This window comes from Enterobacter sp. A103, from assembly GCF_034427535.1.
GTDB classification, from domain to species: domain Bacteria; phylum Pseudomonadota; class Gammaproteobacteria; order Enterobacterales; family Enterobacteriaceae; genus Enterobacter; species Enterobacter asburiae_B.
On sequence record NZ_JAXQPQ010000010.1, the window covers coordinates 89,242 to 109,019 of the forward strand.

Annotated in this window: 17 protein-coding genes; 8 read left to right on the forward strand and 9 right to left on the reverse strand. The window is 55.8% G+C overall.

The window, feature by feature from the left end:
• Positions 1-41 precede the first annotated feature (41 nt).
• A complete protein-coding gene (locus SPH27_RS19835) occupies positions 42-323 on the reverse strand; it encodes a YjcB family protein (RefSeq protein ID WP_008503385.1) in 282 nt (93 codons plus the stop codon).
• Between the two features lie 645 nt (positions 324-968).
• On the opposite strand from SPH27_RS19835, the gene SPH27_RS19840 reads away from it, so the two are divergent.
• Complete coding sequence (locus SPH27_RS19840; RefSeq protein WP_029740210.1) at positions 969-2,534, forward strand: EAL domain-containing protein; 1,566 nt, start codon at positions 969-971, stop codon at positions 2,532-2,534.
• A 6-nt stretch (positions 2,535-2,540) separates the two neighbouring features.
• Here the strand turns inward: SPH27_RS19840 and soxS are convergent, their stop codons facing one another.
• The gene (soxS, locus tag SPH27_RS19845; protein WP_013095071.1) at positions 2,541-2,867 is read right to left on the reverse strand and encodes a superoxide response transcriptional regulator SoxS; all 327 of its coding nucleotides are present in this window, start codon (positions 2,865-2,867) and stop codon (positions 2,541-2,543) included.
• A gap of 98 nt (positions 2,868-2,965) precedes the next feature.
• Between soxS and soxR the strand changes: the two genes are divergently transcribed.
• The 4 genes from soxR (at position 2,966) to SPH27_RS19865 (ending at position 7,829) form a co-directional block, all read left to right on the forward strand.
• Complete coding sequence (gene soxR, locus SPH27_RS19850; RefSeq protein WP_023331806.1) at positions 2,966-3,424, forward strand: redox-sensitive transcriptional activator SoxR; 459 nt, start codon at positions 2,966-2,968, stop codon at positions 3,422-3,424.
• A gap of 292 nt (positions 3,425-3,716) precedes the next feature.
• Positions 3,717-4,388: a glutathione S-transferase family protein gene (locus SPH27_RS19855; protein ID WP_039264123.1), complete on the forward strand. Its 672-nt coding sequence runs from the start codon at positions 3,717-3,719 to the stop codon at positions 4,386-4,388.
• Positions 4,389-4,682: 294 nt separating this feature from the next.
• Positions 4,683-6,032, forward strand: coding sequence for a guanine/hypoxanthine transporter GhxP (ghxP, locus tag SPH27_RS19860; RefSeq protein WP_023310059.1), 1,350 nt, complete (start codon positions 4,683-4,685; stop codon positions 6,030-6,032).
• Positions 6,033-6,182: 150 nt separating this feature from the next.
• On the forward strand, positions 6,183-7,829 hold the full coding sequence (locus SPH27_RS19865; protein WP_033144417.1) for a Na+/H+ antiporter: 1,647 nt from the start codon (positions 6,183-6,185) through the stop codon (positions 7,827-7,829).
• Between the two features lie 508 nt (positions 7,830-8,337).
• Here SPH27_RS19865 and SPH27_RS19870 read toward each other — a convergent pair.
• Positions 8,338-9,225, reverse strand: coding sequence for a LysR family transcriptional regulator (locus SPH27_RS19870; RefSeq protein WP_023310061.1), 888 nt, complete (start codon positions 9,223-9,225; stop codon positions 8,338-8,340).
• 102 nt (positions 9,226-9,327) lie between these two features.
• Between SPH27_RS19870 and SPH27_RS19875 the strand changes: the two genes are divergently transcribed.
• Positions 9,328-9,738, forward strand: a complete 411-nt coding sequence (locus tag SPH27_RS19875) for a CidA/LrgA family protein (RefSeq protein ID WP_021242769.1) — start codon at positions 9,328-9,330, stop codon at positions 9,736-9,738.
• On the forward strand, positions 9,731-10,420 hold the full coding sequence (locus SPH27_RS19880; protein ID WP_182073039.1) for an LrgB family protein: 690 nt from the start codon (positions 9,731-9,733) through the stop codon (positions 10,418-10,420). The genes SPH27_RS19875 and SPH27_RS19880 overlap by 8 nt, the downstream gene beginning before the upstream one ends.
• 32 nt (positions 10,421-10,452) lie before the next feature.
• On the opposite strand, the gene actP is transcribed toward SPH27_RS19880, so the two are convergent.
• From actP to acs, 3 genes are all read right to left on the reverse strand, one after another.
• Positions 10,453-12,102 carry a cation/acetate symporter ActP gene (gene actP / locus SPH27_RS19885; RefSeq protein WP_182073038.1) on the reverse strand — a complete coding sequence of 550 codons (1,650 nt, stop codon included), beginning with the start codon at positions 12,100-12,102 and terminating at the stop codon, positions 10,453-10,455.
• Entirely contained in the window at positions 12,099-12,413 is a 315-nt protein-coding gene (locus SPH27_RS19890) for a DUF485 domain-containing protein (RefSeq protein ID WP_023310065.1), read from the reverse strand. The genes actP and SPH27_RS19890 overlap by 4 nt, the downstream gene beginning before the upstream one ends.
• Positions 12,414-12,548: 135 nt before the next feature.
• Positions 12,549-14,507 (reverse strand): acetate--CoA ligase, encoded by a 1,959-nt coding sequence (acs, locus tag SPH27_RS19895; RefSeq protein ID WP_048976116.1) that lies wholly within the window; start codon positions 14,505-14,507, stop codon positions 12,549-12,551.
• A gap of 423 nt (positions 14,508-14,930) precedes the next feature.
• Here acs and gltP point away from each other — a divergent pair, with 423 nt between their 5' ends.
• On the forward strand, positions 14,931-16,244 hold the full coding sequence (gene gltP / locus SPH27_RS19900; RefSeq protein ID WP_023310067.1) for a glutamate/aspartate:proton symporter GltP: 1,314 nt from the start codon (positions 14,931-14,933) through the stop codon (positions 16,242-16,244).
• An 83-nt stretch (positions 16,245-16,327) separates the two neighbouring features.
• Here gltP and SPH27_RS19905 read toward each other — a convergent pair whose 3' ends face one another.
• From SPH27_RS19905 to fdhF, 3 genes are all read right to left on the reverse strand, one after another.
• Positions 16,328-17,002 (reverse strand): tetratricopeptide repeat protein, encoded by a 675-nt coding sequence (locus SPH27_RS19905; protein ID WP_048976119.1) that lies wholly within the window; start codon positions 17,000-17,002, stop codon positions 16,328-16,330.
• Positions 17,003-17,123: 121 nt separating this feature from the next.
• The gene (locus SPH27_RS19910) at positions 17,124-17,276 is read right to left on the reverse strand and encodes a Hok/Gef family protein (RefSeq protein ID WP_032644722.1); all 153 of its coding nucleotides are present in this window, start codon (positions 17,274-17,276) and stop codon (positions 17,124-17,126) included.
• Positions 17,277-17,598: 322 nt separating this feature from the next.
• Positions 17,599-19,746 carry a formate dehydrogenase subunit alpha gene (gene fdhF / locus SPH27_RS19915; RefSeq protein WP_182073037.1) on the reverse strand — a complete coding sequence of 716 codons (2,148 nt, stop codon included), beginning with the start codon at positions 19,744-19,746 and terminating at the stop codon, positions 17,599-17,601.
• Positions 19,747-19,778 lie beyond the last annotated feature (32 nt).

Here is a 19,778-nt window from a genome sequence, read left to right on the forward strand (position 1 = left end):
AAACCCAGACTATCGTCTGGGTTTTTTTATTCCGTCAGGGATCAGGTAATCACCATCGGCCAGTCTGGCGGCGTGTGGCTCATCGCCTCAACCATCACCACTTTAATGTTTTCCCAGACGGCAGCGATATCCAGCAGGGTGATGCCAAGCAGACCCGTTGCAAACCAGCAGGCCGCACCCAGCCCCAGCAGGGTGCTGATGACAGCAAGACCTGCATAGTCAGATTTACGAAACTGAATATTCAGCGTGCTGGCTAGAAACATCAGTACCGCACTCAACAAAGGCCAGCGCAGGAGAACCATGCTGGTAGTAATGGTTGCCATAAAACCCATCCTCTATAAAACAGACGAACTGAATGAAACGGTGTTTCTCGTTACAAAATATGTGTGAACTATATCACATTTGTTGATTTATTCGCCAGTGTCTGTGCGATCAAAAAAGAGGATTTTATTCCTCAGAAAAGGCGATTGCGCGGGCTGGTTCTGCCTTCGGCGCACGAGGAGGCGGAGCCACAGCTTGCCGAAAATGCCCTTCGGGCAAGTGGGGATAGCGCAAATTCGGTTTTTATAAGAGGGGCGTTATTCTCCGCCAATACTCAAAATATTGTGGTGTAGGCTGACTATTTATAAATCAACGAACACAATGCCTCAGAGCAAATAGCATAAAACGTCCTGATGAAGTTGTACTTTTTTCATGCTGTCAGACGTTTGGCTTAATCAACGATTGTCTGTTGTGTTATCTTCCCGTCTGCCTGACGGGCTGGATAATTATTTTCCTTAATTGAAACGGAACGAATACTTACAGTTTAACTTACGGGAAAATATTATCGGCATAACGAAATTTAAGATTTTTAATACTAAAAGTCAGTTGCTAACTTCGCATGATTCATGCAACGTAATCACCTGTTTAACAAAGCATCCGGCCTTAAGTACTACAGGCGTACAACATGCAGGGATATAGGGCGGGAAATGAATCGTAGCGCGCGGCGCAAAATGCTCAGGGTGGTAGGGATCATCATGGTAGTTATGCTGCCGGTGATGCTTGCGCTATGGTTTGCCCAACTGCGTGCCGTGTCTGAAACAAGCGCCCAGCTACGCACATTTGCTGAACTGGCTTTAGACAAAACAGAGCTGGTTATTCAACAGGTTGAGCTGGCCAGGGACGAGGCGGTAAAATATCAGGGCGAGCTTTGCACGCCGGGACACCGTCAATATATGCTGAACGTTGTTCGTGGCCGCCTGTTTGTCGCCGATTTAATTTACGCTGAAGGTCAGAATTTTCTTTGTTCGACCGTTTTTACACCGGATCACCCCTACGCCATTCCTGTCGCTAATTACACGCGCAAACCTGACGTCGCTATCTATTATTATCGCGATACCCCATTTTATACTGGCTATAAAATGACATATATGCAGCGCGGAAATTATGTGGTGGTCGTCAATCCGCTTTCATACAGCGAAGTCATGTCCGCGGATCATTCTCTCTCCTGGGGTGTGTACGACACGGTAACCAATGCTTTCTTTTCCGTCAGCCAGAAAGCCAATGTTTCTTTATTAAATTCGATGATTCGGGATAAGGAATCGGTATTTCAAAAAGATAACCGCTTTTATACGATCGTAACATCTCCCAAAAGACCGATTGCGGCCATTGTCTCGACATCAAATAAACGCTTTTATGAAACGCTTTATCACCAGGCGACGTTGACGCTACCGCTGGGCATGATCTGCAGCATTATTATTTTGCTGGTATGGTCGCGTACCCATCGTGAGCTTAATTCGCCGGGGCGCTTACTGCACCGCGCGCTGAACAAACGACAGCTTTGCGTCCACTATCAGCCGATTATTGATATTAAGAATAATCAGTGTGTGGGCGCGGAGGCGTTGTTACGATGGCCTGGCTTTAACGGGCAGGTGATGAGCCCGGCTGAGTTTATCCCGCTGGCGGAAAATGAGGGAATGAGCGAGCGGATTACGGACTATGTCGTTGAGGAGGTGTTCAACGATCTGGGCCATTTCCTGGCCGAGCATCCGCATCTCTATATTTCGATTAACCTGTCGGCCACGGATTTCCACTCCTCGCGGCTGATCGCCATGATTTCCGACAAGGCCCGCCACTATGCCGTCCGTGCGCAGCAAATCAAAATAGAAGTGACGGAACGCGGTTTTATCGATGTGCCAAAAACCACCCCGGTGATTCAGGCTTTCCGTCAGGCGGGTTATGAAGTCGCGATCGATGATTTCGGTACCGGCTACTCGAACCTGCACAACCTCTACTCGCTGAACGTGGATATTCTGAAAATCGATAAATCGTTTATCGATACCTTAACGACCAACAGTACCAGCCACCTGATCGCCGAGCATATTATCGAGATGGCGCAAAGCCTGCGGCTGAAAACCATTGCGGAAGGGGTAGAGACGGCAGAGCAGGTAAGCTGGCTGCTGAAGCGCGGCGTCCAGTTTTGTCAGGGATGGCACTTCGCGAAAGCGATGCCGCCCCAGGAATTTATGACCTGGCAGCAGCAACCTTTGCACTGAGGGTGATTAATTCAACTGGTGGCGATAGTCGCTCGGCGTGCGGTCAAACTCGCGGCGAAACACGCGGGAAAAGGTTTGTTGCGACACATAGCCAAGGTCCATCGCGATATCAAAAATGGGCCGCTGCGTTGAGCGTAGCGCCTGCGCCGCCAGCAGTAGTCTGCGCTGGCGAATGTACTCACCCAGCGTCTGATGCATGACCGTGCGGAACATTCTCTGTAAATACCATTTCGAATAGCCCGACTTTTTAGCGACCACATCAATGTTCAACGGTTGGTCGATATGTTCATCAATCCATTCAATAAGCGTCTGAATAATCTGCTGATGCGACATAAGGTTGCCCCTCTGTAGATACAACTATCTCGGTTAATTCGTCGTTTTCTCTGCGGGCGAGTATAATTCCTCAAGTTAACTTGAGGTAAAGAGGTTTTATGGAAAAGAGATTGCCGCGAATTAAAGCGCTGTTAACCCCCGGTGAAGTGGCGAAGCGAAGCGGCGTTGCGGTATCCGCGCTCCACTTCTATGAAAGCAAAGGGTTAATTAAAAGCATCCGCAACGGGGGCAACCAGCGTCGCTATACCCGCGACGTGCTCCGCTACGTGGCGATTATCAAAATTGCGCAACGAATCGGAATTCCCCTGGCAACGATCGGCGAGGCGTTTGGCGTGCTGCCGGAAGGGCATACGCTTAGCCCGAAAGAGTGGAAAGAGCTGTCGTCCCAGTGGCGTGAAGAGCTGGACCGACGCATTCATACGCTGGTCGCCCTGCGTGACGAGCTGGATGGCTGCATCGGCTGCGGCTGCCTGTCGCGTAGCGATTGTCCGTTGCGTAACCCTGGTGACAGGCTGGGCGAGCAGGGGACGGGGGCGCGGTTGCTGGAAGAGGATTGAGATTGTGCGGCCGGCAAAAGCATTATAAAGAACTAAAGCGCCACATAAGGGCGCTTTAGTTTTTCCCGGTCTTTGTCTTTCACTCTATCCCGCTGGTTCACGGGAGGGTTTCCCCCGACATCAGCACCCCTCAGTGTCGAGCTGGTTGGGGAGGTTCCGGATTGTGCTGACACTTTAATTCTATGCAAGACCCGTTTTTTCGCCAGCCTCACCGACCGTTTTTTAGACGAATTTTTTTCGCGGTGTTGTTCAATTTTCTATAGTTAAAAAGTATGAATAACAGGAGAAAGCCATGCTCACGGTACACCACCTTAACCAGTCGCGCTCGCACCGCGTGATTTGGGCGCTGGAAGAACTTGACCTGCCTTATGAGATTGTTCACTACCAGCGCGAAAAGAACATGCTGGCGCCGGAGGCTCTTAAAAAGGTGCATCCGTTGGGCAAATCGCCGGTTATCGAAGATAACGGACTGATCCTTGCGGAATCGGGCGCCATCCTGGAGTACCTGCAGGAAACGTACGATCCCGAGTCACGCCTTAAGCCTTTAGACCCGTCGCATAAGGTGCAATACCGCTTCTGGCTGCATTACGCCGAAGGATCGCTGATGCCGCTGCTGTTAATGAAGCTGGTCTTCAACAGCCTCGGCAAGCCGCCGGTGCCGTTTGGTATCAGAACCCTGGGCAAAGCGCTGGGGCAGGGGGTGCAGAAAGCGTATCTCAACCGTCAACTGGAAACCCATGCGCGCTTTATTGAGTCACATCTTGCCGAAAACAGCTGGTTTGCCGGGGATTCGCTCAGCATGGCCGATATCCAGATGAGCTTCCCGATCTTTGCGCTGCTGGCGCGCGGCGGTATCGCTAATCTGCCGCATATTCAGGCGTGGAAGACAAAAGTTGAGAACACCCCAGGCTGGCAAAGAACCCTGGAACAGGGGGGACCGTTATCTATCCCGGGCGAGGACTGAAATGTAAACAAATTGCGCATAGACGATAACGTTTGCGCATCCTCTGTTTATTTCTTCAGCGTCATAAGGGAATTTTAGCGAAAAACGAGAAAGTTCAGTTGAAAAGGGCGGGGATTACGCTAGATAATCGTTTGCCTTAATTTGACCACCCGTTTGTAAGCGCGGAGCTAAACGTTTGCTTTTTTTGTGACGCCCTTTCGTCACAAACGCAACACAAGGATTTGACGTTCAGCTGGCAGTGGCGTCTCCACCTCGCTTACGGACTTCCTAAAAAACTCTCAGGGGATGTTTTCTATGTCTACGCCATCTGCGCGTACTGGCGGTTCACTTGACGCCATGTTTAAAATTTCGGCCCGCGGCAGCACCGTGCGCCAGGAAATTGTTGCCGGTTTGACAACGTTTCTGGCGATGGTTTATTCCGTCATCGTTGTGCCGGGCATGCTGGGCAAAGCAGGCTTCCCGCCAGCGGCTGTCTTTGTGGCGACCTGTCTTGTGGCCGGCGTGGGCTCCATCGTGATGGGTCTGTGGGCGAACCTGCCGCTGGCGATTGGTTGCGCCATCTCTCTGACCGCGTTTACCGCGTTCAGCCTGGTGCTGGGTCAGCACATCAGCGTACCGGTTGCGCTGGGTGCCGTGTTCCTGATGGGTGTGCTGTTTACCGTGATTTCAGCGACCGGCATCCGTAGCTGGATTTTGCGCAACCTGCCGCAGGGCGTGGCGCACGGTACCGGCATCGGTATCGGCCTGTTCCTGTTGCTGATCGCCGCCAACGGTGTCGGTCTGGTCATTAAGAACCCGCTGGACGGTCTGCCTGTAGCGCTGGGCCACTTCGCCAGCTTCCCGGTGATCATGTCGCTGATCGGTCTGGCGGTGATTATCGGTCTGGAAAAACTGAAGGTGCCTGGCGGCATTCTGCTGACTATTATCGGCGTTTCTATTGTCGGCCTGATTTTCGATCCAACCGTACACTTCTCCGGTATCTTCGCCATGCCGTCGCTGAGCGATGACAAAGGCAACTCTCTGATTGGCAGCCTGGATATCGTTGGCGCGCTGAACCCGGTGATCCTGCCAAGCGTGCTGGCGCTGGTCATGACCGCCGTGTTTGACGCGACCGGTACCATTCGTGCGGTGGCCGGTCAGGCGAACCTGCTGGATAAAGACGGTCAGATTATTGATGGCGGCAAAGCGCTGACCACTGACTCCCTGAGCAGCGTCTTCTCCGGCCTGGTGGGCGCGGCGCCTGCGGCGGTGTACATCGAGTCCGCAGCGGGTACGGCGGCAGGCGGTAAAACCGGCCTGACGGCGATCACCGTCGGCGTGCTGTTCATGCTGATCCTGTTCCTCTCTCCGCTCTCCTATCTGGTTCCGGCGTATGCGACCGCGCCAGCGCTGATGTACGTTGGCCTGCTGATGCTGAGCAACGTGGCGAAAATCGACTTTGCGGACTTCGTGGACGCGATGTCTGGCCTGATTACCGCGGTCTTTATCGTCCTGACCTGTAACATCGTGACCGGCATTATGATCGGCTTCGCGTCGCTGGTGATTGGTCGTCTGGTCTCCGGTGAATGGCGCAAGCTGAACGTCGGCACCGTGATTATCGCCGTTGCGCTGGTAGCGTTCTACGCGGGCGGCTGGGCAATCTAAGTTGTCCATTGATGCGAAAACGGGTGGCTCAGGCCGCCCGTTTTTATTTTCAGGACTCATCCTGTTGCCTTTTGCGTTACTCTGGAGAAGATAGAATAAAAGGCACGACGCCTTCCGGAGTACATAAGCAACACAGCAAACAGGGAACGCATGGAAATCTTCTTCACAATACTCATCATGACCCTTGTGGTCTCGCTATCCGGGGTGGTTACACGCGTACTGCCCTTTCAGGTCCCCCTGCCATTAATGCAAATTGCCATCGGCGCGCTGCTGGCGTGGCCGACGTTTGGCCTGCACGTGGAATTTGACCCCGAACTGTTCCTCGTGCTGTTTATTCCGCCGCTGCTGTTTGCCGATGGCTGGAAAACGCCCACCCGCGAATTCCTTGAGCACGGGCGCGAGATCTTCGGCCTGGCGCTGGCGCTGGTGGTGGTCACCGTCGTCGGGATTGGTTTTCTGATCTACTGGGCGGTACCGGGTATTCCATTAATACCGGCTTTTGCGCTGGCCGCCGTGCTGTCGCCAACCGATGCCGTGGCGCTGTCCGGCATTGTGGGTGAAGGCCGTATTCCGAAGAAAATCATGGGGATTTTACAGGGTGAGGCGCTGATGAACGACGCCTCTGGCCTGGTTGCCCTGAAGTTTGCCGTGGCCGTTGCGATGGGCACGATGGTCTTTACCATCGGCGGCGCAACCCTGGAATTCTTCAAGGTGGCGATTGGCGGTATTCTGGCGGGCTTCGTGGTGAGCTGGCTGTACGGCCGCTCATTGCGCTTCCTCAGCCGCTGGGGCGGCGATGAACCCGCAACGCAGATCGTACTGCTGTTCCTGCTGCCGTTTGCCTCTTATCTGATTGCCGAACATATCGGCGTGTCGGGCATTCTGGCTGCGGTTGCGGCGGGGATGACCATCACCCGTTCCGGCGTAATGCGCCGCGCGCCGCTGGCCATGCGTCTGCGTGCCAACAGCACCTGGGCCATGCTGGAATTTGTCTTTAACGGCATGGTGTTCCTGCTGTTGGGCCTGCAGCTGCCGGGCATTATGGAATCCTCGCTGGTGGCAGCGGAGGCCGATCCGAACGTTGAGGTCTGGATGCTGTTTACCGACATCGTGCTGATCTACATGGCGCTGATGCTGGTGCGTTTCGGCTGGCTGTGGACGATGAAAAACTTCAGCGTGCGCTTCCTGAAGAAAAAGCCGATGGAGTTCGGCTCGTGGACAACGCGTGAGCTGCTGATCGCCTCTTTTGCGGGCGTACGCGGGGCGATCACCCTTGCCGGTGTACTCTCCATTCCGCTGCTACTGCCCACGGGCGACGTCTTCCCGGCGCGCTACGAGCTGGTCTTCCTGGCGGCGGGCGTGATTCTGTTCTCCCTGTTTGTCGGCGTGATTATGCTGCCGATTTTACTCCAGCATATTGATGCCGGTGATTCGACCCAGCAGCATAAAGAGGAGCGTATTGCCCGGGCGGCCACCGCCGAAGTGGCAATTGTCGCGATTCAGAAGATGGAAGAGCGTCTGGCCGCGGATGCGGAAGAGAACATCGACAATCAGCTGCTGACGGAAGTCAGTTCCCGCGTGATTGGTAACCTGCGCCGCCGCGCGGACGGGCGTAACGATGTGGAAAGCTCGCTGCAGGAGGAAAACCTGGAGCGCCGGTTCCGCCTGGCGGCGCTGCGCTCCGAGCGCGCCGAGCTGTACCATCTGCGCGCCACGCGGCAGATCAGCAACGAAACGCTGCAAAAGCTGCTGCACGATCTGGACCTGCTGGAAGCGCTGTTGATAGAGAATCAGTAGCGCTGTTTTTGCCCGGTGGCGCTGCGCTTACCGGGCCTACGTGCTCGATCGGTTCCCTCTCCTTGTGGGCTGAGGGTTTCCCACAAAATAATGCCTGCACGGACGACCCCCTCTCCCTTGAGGGAGAGGGCTGGGGTGGGGGGGAACATATAACTCTAGTGGTCATTCCGTTCACTTTATGTTCCTTGCTACTCTGTCACGACATAACCGGTGAACGTGCCAGGGTGGCTCAATCGCCACCACCCTGGCGACCCGGGCTCCCGGCGGTAAATCGCCGCTTCGCGGTGCCCTCAGCTTATTCCTTCAGGCTATCGGGTCGGGCATGAGCCTGCATCCCTGCAGGCCACGCCCTCTCGGCGCATCCCTGCGCCTCGCCCCGGCCTTACGGAAACGCTTCGGCGATTTACAGCCGGACCAGGGTGTCGCTGTAAGTCATTAATTTTGCAAAGAAGCGTTCATCGCTTCAGGTAAAAAATTACTGGGGATTCCTCAGCCCTGTGGGAGAGGGTTAGGGTGAGGGCACCCAAAACCCCTCACAACACTGCAGCCACGCCTGCGCGCTCTGCGATAAATACACCCCTTCACGCCAGATCATCCCCAGCTGCCAGTGCAGGTCGCTCTCCAGCGGGATCCAGCGCAGCGTGTTTTTATCCAGACGCTCGCAAATCGGCTGCGGCAGAATGGCAATCCCCACGCCGGCCTGCACCATCGCCGCCAGGAAATCCCACTGTCCGCTGCGCACCGCTATGCGCGGCTTGACGTTATGCTGGTTAAACAGCGTCATCAGCTGGCGGCTGAGGGCGAAGTCTTCGTTATAGATCAGCAGAGGGTGCTCGCCGAGCAGTTCAGGTCTCACCGAGTCTAACTTCAGCCAGTCGCCGGAGCGGGGAACCAGCACGCACAGCGGGTGGCTAAAGAGCGGAAGCGTCGCCAGACCGCTCTCTTCCTCAACGGGGAGGGCGGTCATTGCCACGTCGAGCTCGCCGTTGGTGACGGCCTGCTGGACGGTTAACCCACCAAACTCCGAAATCTTCAGCTCAACGCCGGGATAACGCTGGCGAAACAGGCTAATCGGCCCGGCCATCATCATCCCCACCATGGGCGGAATGCCGAGGCGAAGCACTCCTTTCTTCAGATGATTGATATCGCCCAGCTCTGCTTCCAGCTGGCGAAACTCCGCCAGAATCGCCAGCCCGCGTTCGAATACCACGCGTCCGGTGTCGGTCAGCAACAGCTTGCGCCCGTCGCGGATCAGCAGGGTACAGTTCAGTTCATCTTCGAGGTTTTTCAGCATCTTGCTGATGGTGGGCTGGGTAACAAACAACTTCTCCGCTGCGCGGGTAAAACTTTGCTGACGAACCACTTCGACAAAATAGCGCAGCGTTCTTATGTCCATGATTATTCCTCGAAACTATACCTTTGATGATTTTAATTCATTTCAGTCCATACCGTGCGCTCTCTATACTGGCGCCTCGTCTCATTTTTGAGGAAAACCCCCATGGCCGTGGCGTTAAGCCGTGTTACGCCTGCCGTTGTGCAACGACTCCAGGTCCCGGTGCAGGTACTGCTCTACGCGGGACTGTTTGTTTTCGCGGAATATCTTGTCGGCTGGCTGCATCTGCCGCTGCCCGCCAATCTTGTCGGGATGCTGCTGATGCTGACGCTTATTCTGTGCCGCGTGATCCCCCTTAACTGGGTGCGCGCCGGGGCGCGCTGGCTGCTGGCGGAGATGCTGCTGTTCTTTGTTCCGGCGGTGGTGGCGGTGGTGAACTATGCGCAGCTGCTGATGGTGGACGGCTGGCGAATCTTTGCGGTTATCGCGCTGAGTACGCTGATGGTGCTGGGCGCAACCGCCTGGGTGGTGGATAAAGTGTATCGCTTTGAAATCAGCAGGCACAAACATGACTAATTTTCAGATCAGCATCCTGTGCCTGATTGCGACGCTGGCGATCTACTTTGCCAACAAGCGGCTGTATCGCCGCTTTCACGCCCTGCCGCTGATGCCGCTGGTCTTCACGCCGATCCTGCTGGTGCTGATGCTGGTCTTCGGCCACATCTCCTGGCAAAACTACATTGGCGAATCCCACTGGCTGCTGTGGCTGCTCGGCCCGGCGACCATCGCTTTTGCCGTCCCCGTTTACGACAACCTGGCGATTATCAAACGCCACTGGATGTCGCTCAGCGCGGGCGTGATCACCGCCACGGTGGTCGCGGTGTGCAGCTCCGTCTGGCTGGCGCGGCTGTTTACGCTGCCCGATGAAATTCAGCGCAGCCTGGCGGTGCGTTCGGTGACCACGCCGTTTGCGCTGGCGGCCGCTAAACCGCTCGGCGGGCAGCCGGACCTGGTGGCGCTGTTTGTTGTCGTGACGGGTGTGTTCGGTATGGCGGTCGGCGATATGTTGTTCCTGCGCTTGTCGATCCGGGAAGGGATGGCGAAAGGCGCGGGGTTTGGCGCGGCGTCGCACGGGGCGGGCACGGCACGTTCGTATGAGCTGGGGCAGCAGGAGGGCGTTGTCGCAAGCCTGGTAATGATGCTCTCAGGCGTAGTGATGGTGCTGATTGCGCCGCTGGTGGCGTGGGTGATGTTTTAAGCTCCCCGGCCAGAATGACCGGGGAGAAAGGCTTAGTGCGCGCGGCCCTGCTCAACGCCCAGGCCGGTTTGTGAGCGGATAAACTGGGCGCGGAATTTCTCTCGCTCCAGGTTACCTTCCGGCGAATTGTCGGTGGCCGAGAAGAACCAGATGCCGATAAACGCCACGGCGATCGAGAACAGCGCCGGGTATTCATACGGGAAGATAGCGCTCGCGTGACCGAGGATCTGCACCCAGATGGTCGGGCCCAGAATCATCAGGATCACCGCCGTCAGCAGTCCCAGCCAGCCGCCAATCATCGCGCCGCGCGTGGTCAGTTTCGGCCAGTACATGGAGAGCAGGATGATCGGGAAGTTACAGCTTGCCGCAATCGAGAAGGCCAGCCCCACCATAAAGGCGATGTTTTGCTTCTCGAACAGAATGCCTAACAGAATCGCGACCACGCCCAGCACCAGCACGGTGATTTTCGAGACCTTCAGCTCGTCGCGCTCGCTCGCGCCTTTGCGGATAACGTTGGCGTAGAGGTCATGCGACACCGCAGACGCGCCGGCGAGCGTCAGTCCTGCAACCACCGCAAGAATGGTGGCGAAGGCCACGGCGGAGATAAAGCCGAGGAACAGGTTACCGCCCACCGCGTCCGCCAGATGCACCGCCGCCATGTTGTTACCGCCAATCAGCGCGCCCGCCGCGTCTTTAAACGCCGGGTTCGCCCCCACCAGCATGATCGCGCCAAAGCCGATGATAAAGGTCAGGATGTAGAAGTAACCCATGAAACCGGTGGCGTAGAAGACGCTCTTGCGCGCTTCACGCGCATCGCTCACGGTGAAGAAGCGCATCAGGATATGCGGCAGGCCCGCGGTACCGAACATCAGGCCGAGACCAAGCGAGAGCGCGGATATCGGGTCTTTCACCAGCCCGCCCGGGCTCATGATCGCTTCCCCTTTCGGGTGGACCGCCATCGCTTCGGTGAACAGGTTATTGAAGCTGAACCCGACGTGCTTCATCACCATAAAGGCCATAAAGCTGGCGCCGAACAGCAGCAGGACGGCTTTGATGATCTGCACCCAGGTGGTTGCCAGCATGCCGCCGAACAGCACGTACATCACCATCAGCACGCCAACCAGCACCACCGCGACGTGGTAGTTCAGGCCGAACAGCAGTTCGATCAATTTACCCGCGCCGACCATCTGCGCAATCAGGTACAGCGCCACCACCACCAGCGAACCGCAGGCGGAGAGGGTGCGAATCGGCCCCTGCTTCAGGCGATAGGAGGCCACGTCAGCGAAGGTATAGCGGCCCAGGTTACGCAGGCGTTCGGCAATCAGGAACAGGATGATCGGCCAGCCGACGAGGAAGCCGAGGGAATAAATCAGGCCGTCATAGCCGGATGTATACACCAGCGCGGAGATCCCGAGGAACGAGGCGGCGGACATAAAGTCACCCGCGATCGCCAGCCCGTTCTGGAAGCCGGTAATGTTGCCGCCAGCGGTGTAGTAATCGTTACGGGAGCGCACGCGTTTCGACGCCCAGTAGGTGATGTACAGCGTCAGCAGGACGAAAATCAGGAACATCACAATGGCCTGCCAGTTGGTTGGCTGGCGCTGGACCTCGCCGGTAATGGCATCCGCCGCGTGGGCGGCAAAGGGAAGCGTGGCGGCGAGCGCCGTCAGAACTCTCTTCATGATGCTTTTACCTCTTGCAGTACCGCTTTATTAAGTCGATCGAATTCACCGTTCGCGCGCCAGACGTAGACGCCGGTCAGCAGGAATGAAATCACAATCACGCCAATGCCAATCGGAATACCGCGCGTCACGCTGGTCCCCTCGTGCAGCGGGGTGCCCAGCCAGTGCGGGGCAAAGGCGATCAGCAGAATAAAGCCGACGTAGATAACCAGCATGATGATGGAAAGGATGAAGGCAAACCGTTGCCGCTTATCGACGAGCTCCCTGTAGTGCGCACTATTCTCTATCTGCTGACAAATATCGTTATTCATCACAGAGTCTCCAAAGGTAAGGTAGGTTTGTTTTTAGTCCCCTCTCCCTTTTGGGGAGAGGGTTAGGGTGAGGGGAGGAAGGTGCGGTCTGATGCCCTCACCCCAGCCCTCTCCCACAGGGAGAGGGAGAAAACACTAGGAAGGCATCGCGATGGCCTGCTTCTCTTCGAGCAGTTTTTCCACCACGCCAGGATCCGCGAGCGTTGAGGTATCACCGAGGTTGCTGGTGTCTCCAGCCGCGATTTTGCGCAAGATACGACGCATAATTTTGCCGGAACGGGTTTTCGGCAGCGAGTCGGTCCAGTGCAGCACGTCCGGCGTCGCCAGCGGGCCAATCTCTTTACGCACCCAGTTGCGCACCTCAGCGTAGAGCTCAGGCGACGGTTCTTCACCGTGGTTCAGAGTGACATAGGCGTAAATCGCCTGGCCTTTGATGTTATGCGGAATGCCCACAACCGCCGCTTCGGCAATCTTCGGATGCGAGACCAGCGCCGATTCAATCTCAGCAGTGCCCAGACGGTGGCCGGAGACGTTCAGCACGTCGTCCACGCGCCCGGTTATCCAGTAATAGCCATCTTCGTCACGACGCGCGCCGTCGCCGCTGAAGTACATGTTTTTAAAGGTCGAGAAGTAGGTCTGCTCGAAGCGATCGTGATCGCCGAACAGGGTACGCGCCTGACCCGGCCAGGAATCTGTGATCACCAGGTTGCCTTCGGTGGCGCCTTCCAGCGGGTTGCCTTCGTTATCCACCAGCGCAGGCTGCACGCCGAAGAACGGACGGGTTGCGGAACCGGCCTTCAGCTGCGTGGCGCCCGGCATCGGAGTGATCATGAAGCCGCCGGTTTCGGTCTGCCACCAGGTGTCCATCACCGGGCATTTTTCGTTGCCGATTTTCTTCCAGTACCACTCCCAGGCTTCCGGGTTGATTGGCTCACCCACGGAACCGAGGATGCGCAATGAAGATCGGTCAGTGCCTTCGATGGCTTTATCGCCTTCCGCCATCAGTGCGCGGATCGCCGTTGGCGCGGTGTAGAGAATGTTGACCTGGTGTTTGTCGACCACCTGACACATACGCGCCGGGGTCGGCCAGTTTGGTACGCCCTCAAACATCAACGTTGTTGCACCACAGGCCAGCGGGCCGTACAGCAGATAGCTGTGTCCGGTAACCCAGCCCACGTCGGCGGTACACCAGTAGATGTCGCCCGGATGGTAGTCGAAGACGTATTTGAAGGTAGTGGCCGCATAGACCAGATAGCCGCCGGTGGTGTGCAGGACGCCTTTCGGCTTACCGGTGGAGCCGGAGGTGTAAAGAATGAACAGCGGATCTTCGGCGTTCATCTCTTCCGGCTGATGCTGGTCGCTCGCGTTCTCAATCAGGTCGCTCCACCACAGGTCGCGCCCCTCGGTCCAGTCGATTTTGCCGCCGGTACGCTTAAGGACGATGACGTTACTGACCGTTTTGACGTTCGGGTTTTTCAGCGCTTCGTCGACGTTTTTCTTCAGTGGGATACCGCGTCCGGCGCGCACGCCTTCATCGGCGGTGATCACCAGTTTTGAACTGGAATCGACAATACGGCCCGCAACCGCCTCTGGCGAGAACCCGCCAAAAATCACCGAGTGAATTGCGCCGATACGCGCGCAGGCCAGCATGGCCACCGCCGCTTCCGGCACCATCGGCATATAGATAGCGACTACATCGCCTTTTTTAATGCCCTTTTCCAGCAGGACGTTGGCGAAGCGGCACACGTCGCGGTGAAGCTCTTTGTAGGTAATGTGTTTGCTTTGCGAGGCGTCATCGCCTTCCCAGATGATGGCCGTCTCGTTCCCGCGCTCGGCGAGGTGACGATCGAGGCAGTTCGCCGCCAGGTTCAGGGTGCCATCTTCATACCATTTAATGGAGACATTGCCGGGCGCAAAGGAGGTGTTCTTCACCTTCTGATAAGGTTTGATCCAGTCAAGGATATGGCCCTGCTCACCCCAGAAGGTGTCCGGGGCGGTGATAGATTGCTGATATTTCTCGTGGTACTGCTCCGGGGTGATCAGGCAACGGTCCGCAATATTTGCGGGAATGTCGTGTTTATGTATTTGGCTCATGGCTTTTTTTCTCCTTGTAAGATGTTAATAATATGTCGCAAAAACGTTAATTGTAGGGGCTTTACAAGCTTTGTTTATTATTTGGGCTACAGATCACGCATTGTTTGAAGAGTATGAAAATTGAGCGAATGAAACTTTGAAGGAAAATAATTGATGCTGACGATTATTCACATTTATGTTTAAAAAAGCGTTTTTATAACAAAAGGTTATTTATCAGAATTAGAACAAACTCCCGTCATCGTCGCTTTTGTGAGTGAAACGCGTCGTTCTTTAAGGCTTGCGCAACAGGTCGCGCAAATGATACTCATACGCCGCGTTAAAAAATCCCATAAACCAACGCAACACAATTCATACCCTTTCAGTATGTCTCCCTGTTCATGCAGTTTGAGTGAATAAGGCGCTTCATTGAGGAAGTCAGTTTCTATGAAAAACGTTAAAGTCAGCCTTGCCTGGCAGATCTTAATCGCCCTTGTGCTGGGCATCTTGCTGGGCAGTTACCTCCACTATCATAGCGACAGCCGCGAATGGCTGATTGCGAACTTGCTTTCACCGGCAGGGGATATCTTTATTCATCTGATCAAGATGATTGTGGTGCCGATTGTGATCTCGACGCTGGTGGTCGGTATTGCGGGCGTCGGCGATGCGAAGCAGTTAGGCCGTATTGGTGCGAAAACCATTATCTATTTCGAAGTGATCACTACGGTTGCGATTATCCTCGGTATCACGCTGGCGAACGTGTTCCAGCCGGGGTCCGGGATCGATATGTCGCAGCTGGCAACGGTGGATATTTCGAAATACCAAAGTACGACCGCTGACGTGCAGAGCCATGCGCATGGCCTGATGGGCACTATCCTGTCGCTGGTGCCGACCAATATCGTGGCGTCGATGGCGAAGGGCGAGATGCTGCCTATCATCTTCTTCTCGGTGCTGTTTGGTCTGGGGCTCTCTTCCCTGCCGGCGACGCACCGTGAGCCGCTGGTGACCGTGTTCCGCTCTATCTCCGAAACCATGTTCAAAGTGACGCACATGGTGATGCGTTACGCGCCGGTAGGGGTGTTTGCGCTTATCGCCGTCACCGTGGCGAACTTCGGTTTTGCCTCCCTGTGGCCGCTGGCGAAGCTGGTGCTCCTGGTGCACTTCGCCATTTTGTTCTTCGCGCTGGTGGTGCTGGGGATCGTGGCGCGCCTGTGCGGGCTGAGCATCTGGATCCTGATTCGCATCCTGAAAGATGAGCTGATTCTGGCGTACTCCACGGCAAGTTCTGAGAGCGTGCTGCCGCGCATCATTGAGAAGATGGAAGCCTACGGCGCGCCTGCCTCTATTACCAGCTTCGTGGTACCGACCGGCTACTCCTTTAACCTGGACGGTTCGACGCTGTACCAGAGCATCGCCGCTATCTTTATTGCGCAGCTGTACGGCATTGACCTGTCGCTGTGGCAGGAGATCGTGCTGGTGCTGACGCTGATGGTGACGTCAAAAGGTATTGCAGGCGTTCCGGGCGTCTCCTTCGTGGTGCTGCTGGCGACGCTTGGCAGCGTCGGTATTCCGCTGGAAGGTCTGGCGTTTATCGCCGGTGTCGACCGTATCCTCGACATGGCGCGTACCGCGCTGAACGTGGTGGGGAATGCCCTGGCGGTGCTGGTTATCGCCAAGTGGGAACACAAATTCGATCGTAAAAAAGCGCTGGCGTATGAACGCGAGGTGCTGGGTCGTTTTGATAAGACGGCTGACCAGTAATGTTAAAAGCCGGGTGGCGGCTTCGCCTTACCGGGCCTACACAAGCCGTAGGCCCGGTAAGCGCAGCGCCACCGGGCAATGCTTTACTCTCCGCTCAGCGCATCAAACTCTTCGCATCCGGTATCAAAGCCTTCAGTGCAGCTCAGGTTCAACCAGTACAGCGCTTTCTGTTTATTGGGTGTGATAAAGCCTTTCTCACCCTGCCTGAACAACATCCCCGCCCAGTACTCGGCGTAGCCCGTGCGTGAAAGTGCCGAGCTCCGCTTGAACCACGAGGCGGCCTGCACGTCGTCCTGGGCCACTTCAACGCCGTTGGCATAAATCAGCCCCAGCAGCATTTGCGCATCTACCGCAGAATCGTTGTCGATATCTTCGGTCGCCGTTTGCAGCAGTTTGATGGCCTGGGGATAGTCGGTTGTACCAGCCTGAGTGTTGACCAGCACGCGCGCCAGCATGATCGCGCCGCGTTTGCTGCCCGCGATGGTTGCCTGCTGCGCCAGTGCCTTAGCTTGCGCATAATTTCCCTGGGTAAAGAGGATTTGCGAGAGCAGCCCCATGGCGTCGACATCGCCACCTTTAGCGGCTTTCTCGGCCCACAGCGCGGCCTGCTTGCTGTCACCGGAGCTAAAGTATGTATCGGCCAAATAATACTGGGCACGGGCATCGCCCGCTTCAGCCTGTTCTTTGTACTGGCTGCCAATCTCGTCGGCACGGACAAGCGATGTAAAAAGTAACAACAACAGAAAAATATGTTTCATGGGTTCTTATCATCGAGGTACACGCCGCGCAGTATAATCGCGGCGACAGAAGAAAAAAATGGGTGCATTAAGACCTCAGCATCCTGCAAGCCGGGCGGAACCGTGGTTCCGCCCGTAGAGGTTAGCCTGCGTTACAGGCTAATTTTGCCGCCACCTCCTGATGTTCACCCTTTATTGAAAACTCGCATAACTTACCTCGAGTAATAAAGGTAAAGATCACTATCGTCAGGCAGATAATAAATACAATGCCTAACGCAGTTTTTAATGGCGTCATGCCTTTTACTCCTTGTCAAAAAAAGAATAAGAGGCTACTCTCAACTTGTTCGGAGTTGAGGGAGTAGCCTCGGGTAAATGAAAATTTCCCGGGGCTTTCTACTTTCTGTCCCTCAACAATGCTCAAGACAGAAAGTCTTAAGCACCCGCCGCACATCTTATCCCTCTGAATTAAAATGCAAAGATGTAATTCTTTTTCGCGAAAATTACATTATTTCTGCGAGCCGCTTTCCAGAATAATAATTGATATATTTGATGAGTTAATCGGAAATAAAAAGGGAGTGAATATCTCACCCCCTTTATTCACTGATGAATTAACGGCTTCAGCCCATTGCGCTTTCGCGCAGTCGGGCTTTCAGCTTGTTATATTCGTCGATGACATACTGTTCCGCAGCGTGCTGATCCGCAATCGGCTCCACGCGTACGGCGCAGTATTTATACTCCGGCGTTTTGGTTATCGGGCTTAAGTTCTCCGTCACCAGCTCGTTACAGGCGCCAATCCACCACTGGTAGGTCATATAGACCGCCCCTTTGTTCGGACGATCGCTGACCTGCGCACGGGTAATGATCCGGCCTTTGCGCGAGTTCACCCACACCAGCGCTTCATCCTCAATGCCGAGGCGGTCAGCGTCGGCGGTGTTGATTTGCGCGTAGCCCGGTTCGTCCGCCAGCGCCGCCAGCGCGGCGCAGTTACCCGTCATCGAACGGCAGGAGTAGTGGCCCACTTCACGCACGGTGGAGAGCACCATCGGATACTCGTCGGTGAGTTTATCGATCGGCGCGACCCAGTCGCAGGTGAAGAACTGCGCCAGCCCGTTCGGGGTGTCGAACTTCTCTTTAAAGAGGTATGACGTCCCCTGATCGGCTTCTGACTCATCGCGACACGGCCACTGGATGTACCCCAGCTCACCCATTTTTTCATAGGTTGCCCCGTAGAAGTCCGGACATAGATTGCGCAGCTCGTCCCAGATCTCCTGAGTGTTGTTGTAGTGCATCGGGTAGCCCATGCGGGTGGCTATTTCGCTGATGATCTGCCAGTCCGTTTTCAGATCCCACTTCGGCTCGACCGCCTTAAAGAAGCGCTGGAAACCGCGGTCCGCCGCCGTGTAGACGCCTTCATGCTCGCCCCAGGAGGTCGACGGTAAAATCACATCCGCCGCCGCCGCGGTTTTGGTCATGAAGATATCCTGGACAATCACCAGCTCCAGATCCTCAAACCCCTTGCGCACCGCAGACAGCTCGGCGTCGGTCTGGAGCGGATCTTCACCCATGATGTAGGCCGCACGCACTTCGCCGTGCGCCGCGCGGTGCGGCAGCTCGCTGATGCGATACCCGGTGTGTTCCGGCAGGCTTTCCACGCCCCAGGCCTTCGCGAACTTAGCGCGGTTTTCCGGGAACTTCACGTACTGGTAGCCCGGGTAGGTGTCCGGCAGCGCGCCCATATCGCAGGCGCCCTGGACGTTATTCTGACCACGTACCGGGTTGACGCCGACGTGCGCTTTACCCAGATTGCCGGTCAGCATCGCGAGGCTTGTCAGAGAACGCACGGTTTCCACGCCCTGATAGAACTGGGTCACGCCCATTCCCCACAGGATGGCGGCGGTTTTCGCCCCGGCATACATCCGTGCCGCCTGGCGGATCTCCTGCGCGCTGACGCCGGTGATTGTTTCCACCGACTCTGGCGTATAGCCTTCGACAATTTTCCGATACTCTTCAAAACCTTCCGTACGGGTCGCGACAAACGCCTGGTCGTACAGGTTCTCCTCAATAATGACGTGCCCCATTGCGTTCAACAGCGCGATGTTCGAGCCGTTTTTCAACGCGATGTGCATATCCGCAATGCGCGCGGTTTCAATTTTGCGCGGATCGCAGACGATGATTTTCGCCCCGTTCTGCTTAGCGCGAATAACGTGGTTCGCGACGATAGGGTGAGAATCCGCCGGGTTATAACCAAAGATGAAGACGAGATCGGTGTTATCTATCTCGTTGATGGCATTACTCATTGCGCCGTTACCGACCGACTGGTGCAGACCTGCAACCGATGGGCCGTGTCAAACGCGAGCGCAGCAGTCGACGTTATTGGTTCCAATAACGGCGCGCGCGAATTTTTGCATCACATAGTTGGTTTCATTCCCGGTCCCGCGTGAAGAGCCGGTGGTCTGAATCGCATCCGGGCCATACTTGGCCTTGATAGCGCTCAGACGCATGGCGACGTAATCCAGCGCCTCGCTCCAGGAGACGGCTTCCAGCTTGCCGCCGCGCTCGCGGCGGATCATAGGGGTTTTCAGGCGCGGGGTGAGGATTTGGGTATCGTTAATAAAATCCCAGCCGTAGTAACCTTTCAGGCATAGCGTGCCCTGGTTGGTTTTCCCCTGTGCGGCCTCCGCCCGGACGATTTTGCCGTTATCGACCACCAGGTGGATCTTGCAACCTGAGGCACAATAAGGGCAAACCGTGACGACTTTTTTCATCAGTCTGCTCCAGTTAATCGAATCATTCGCAC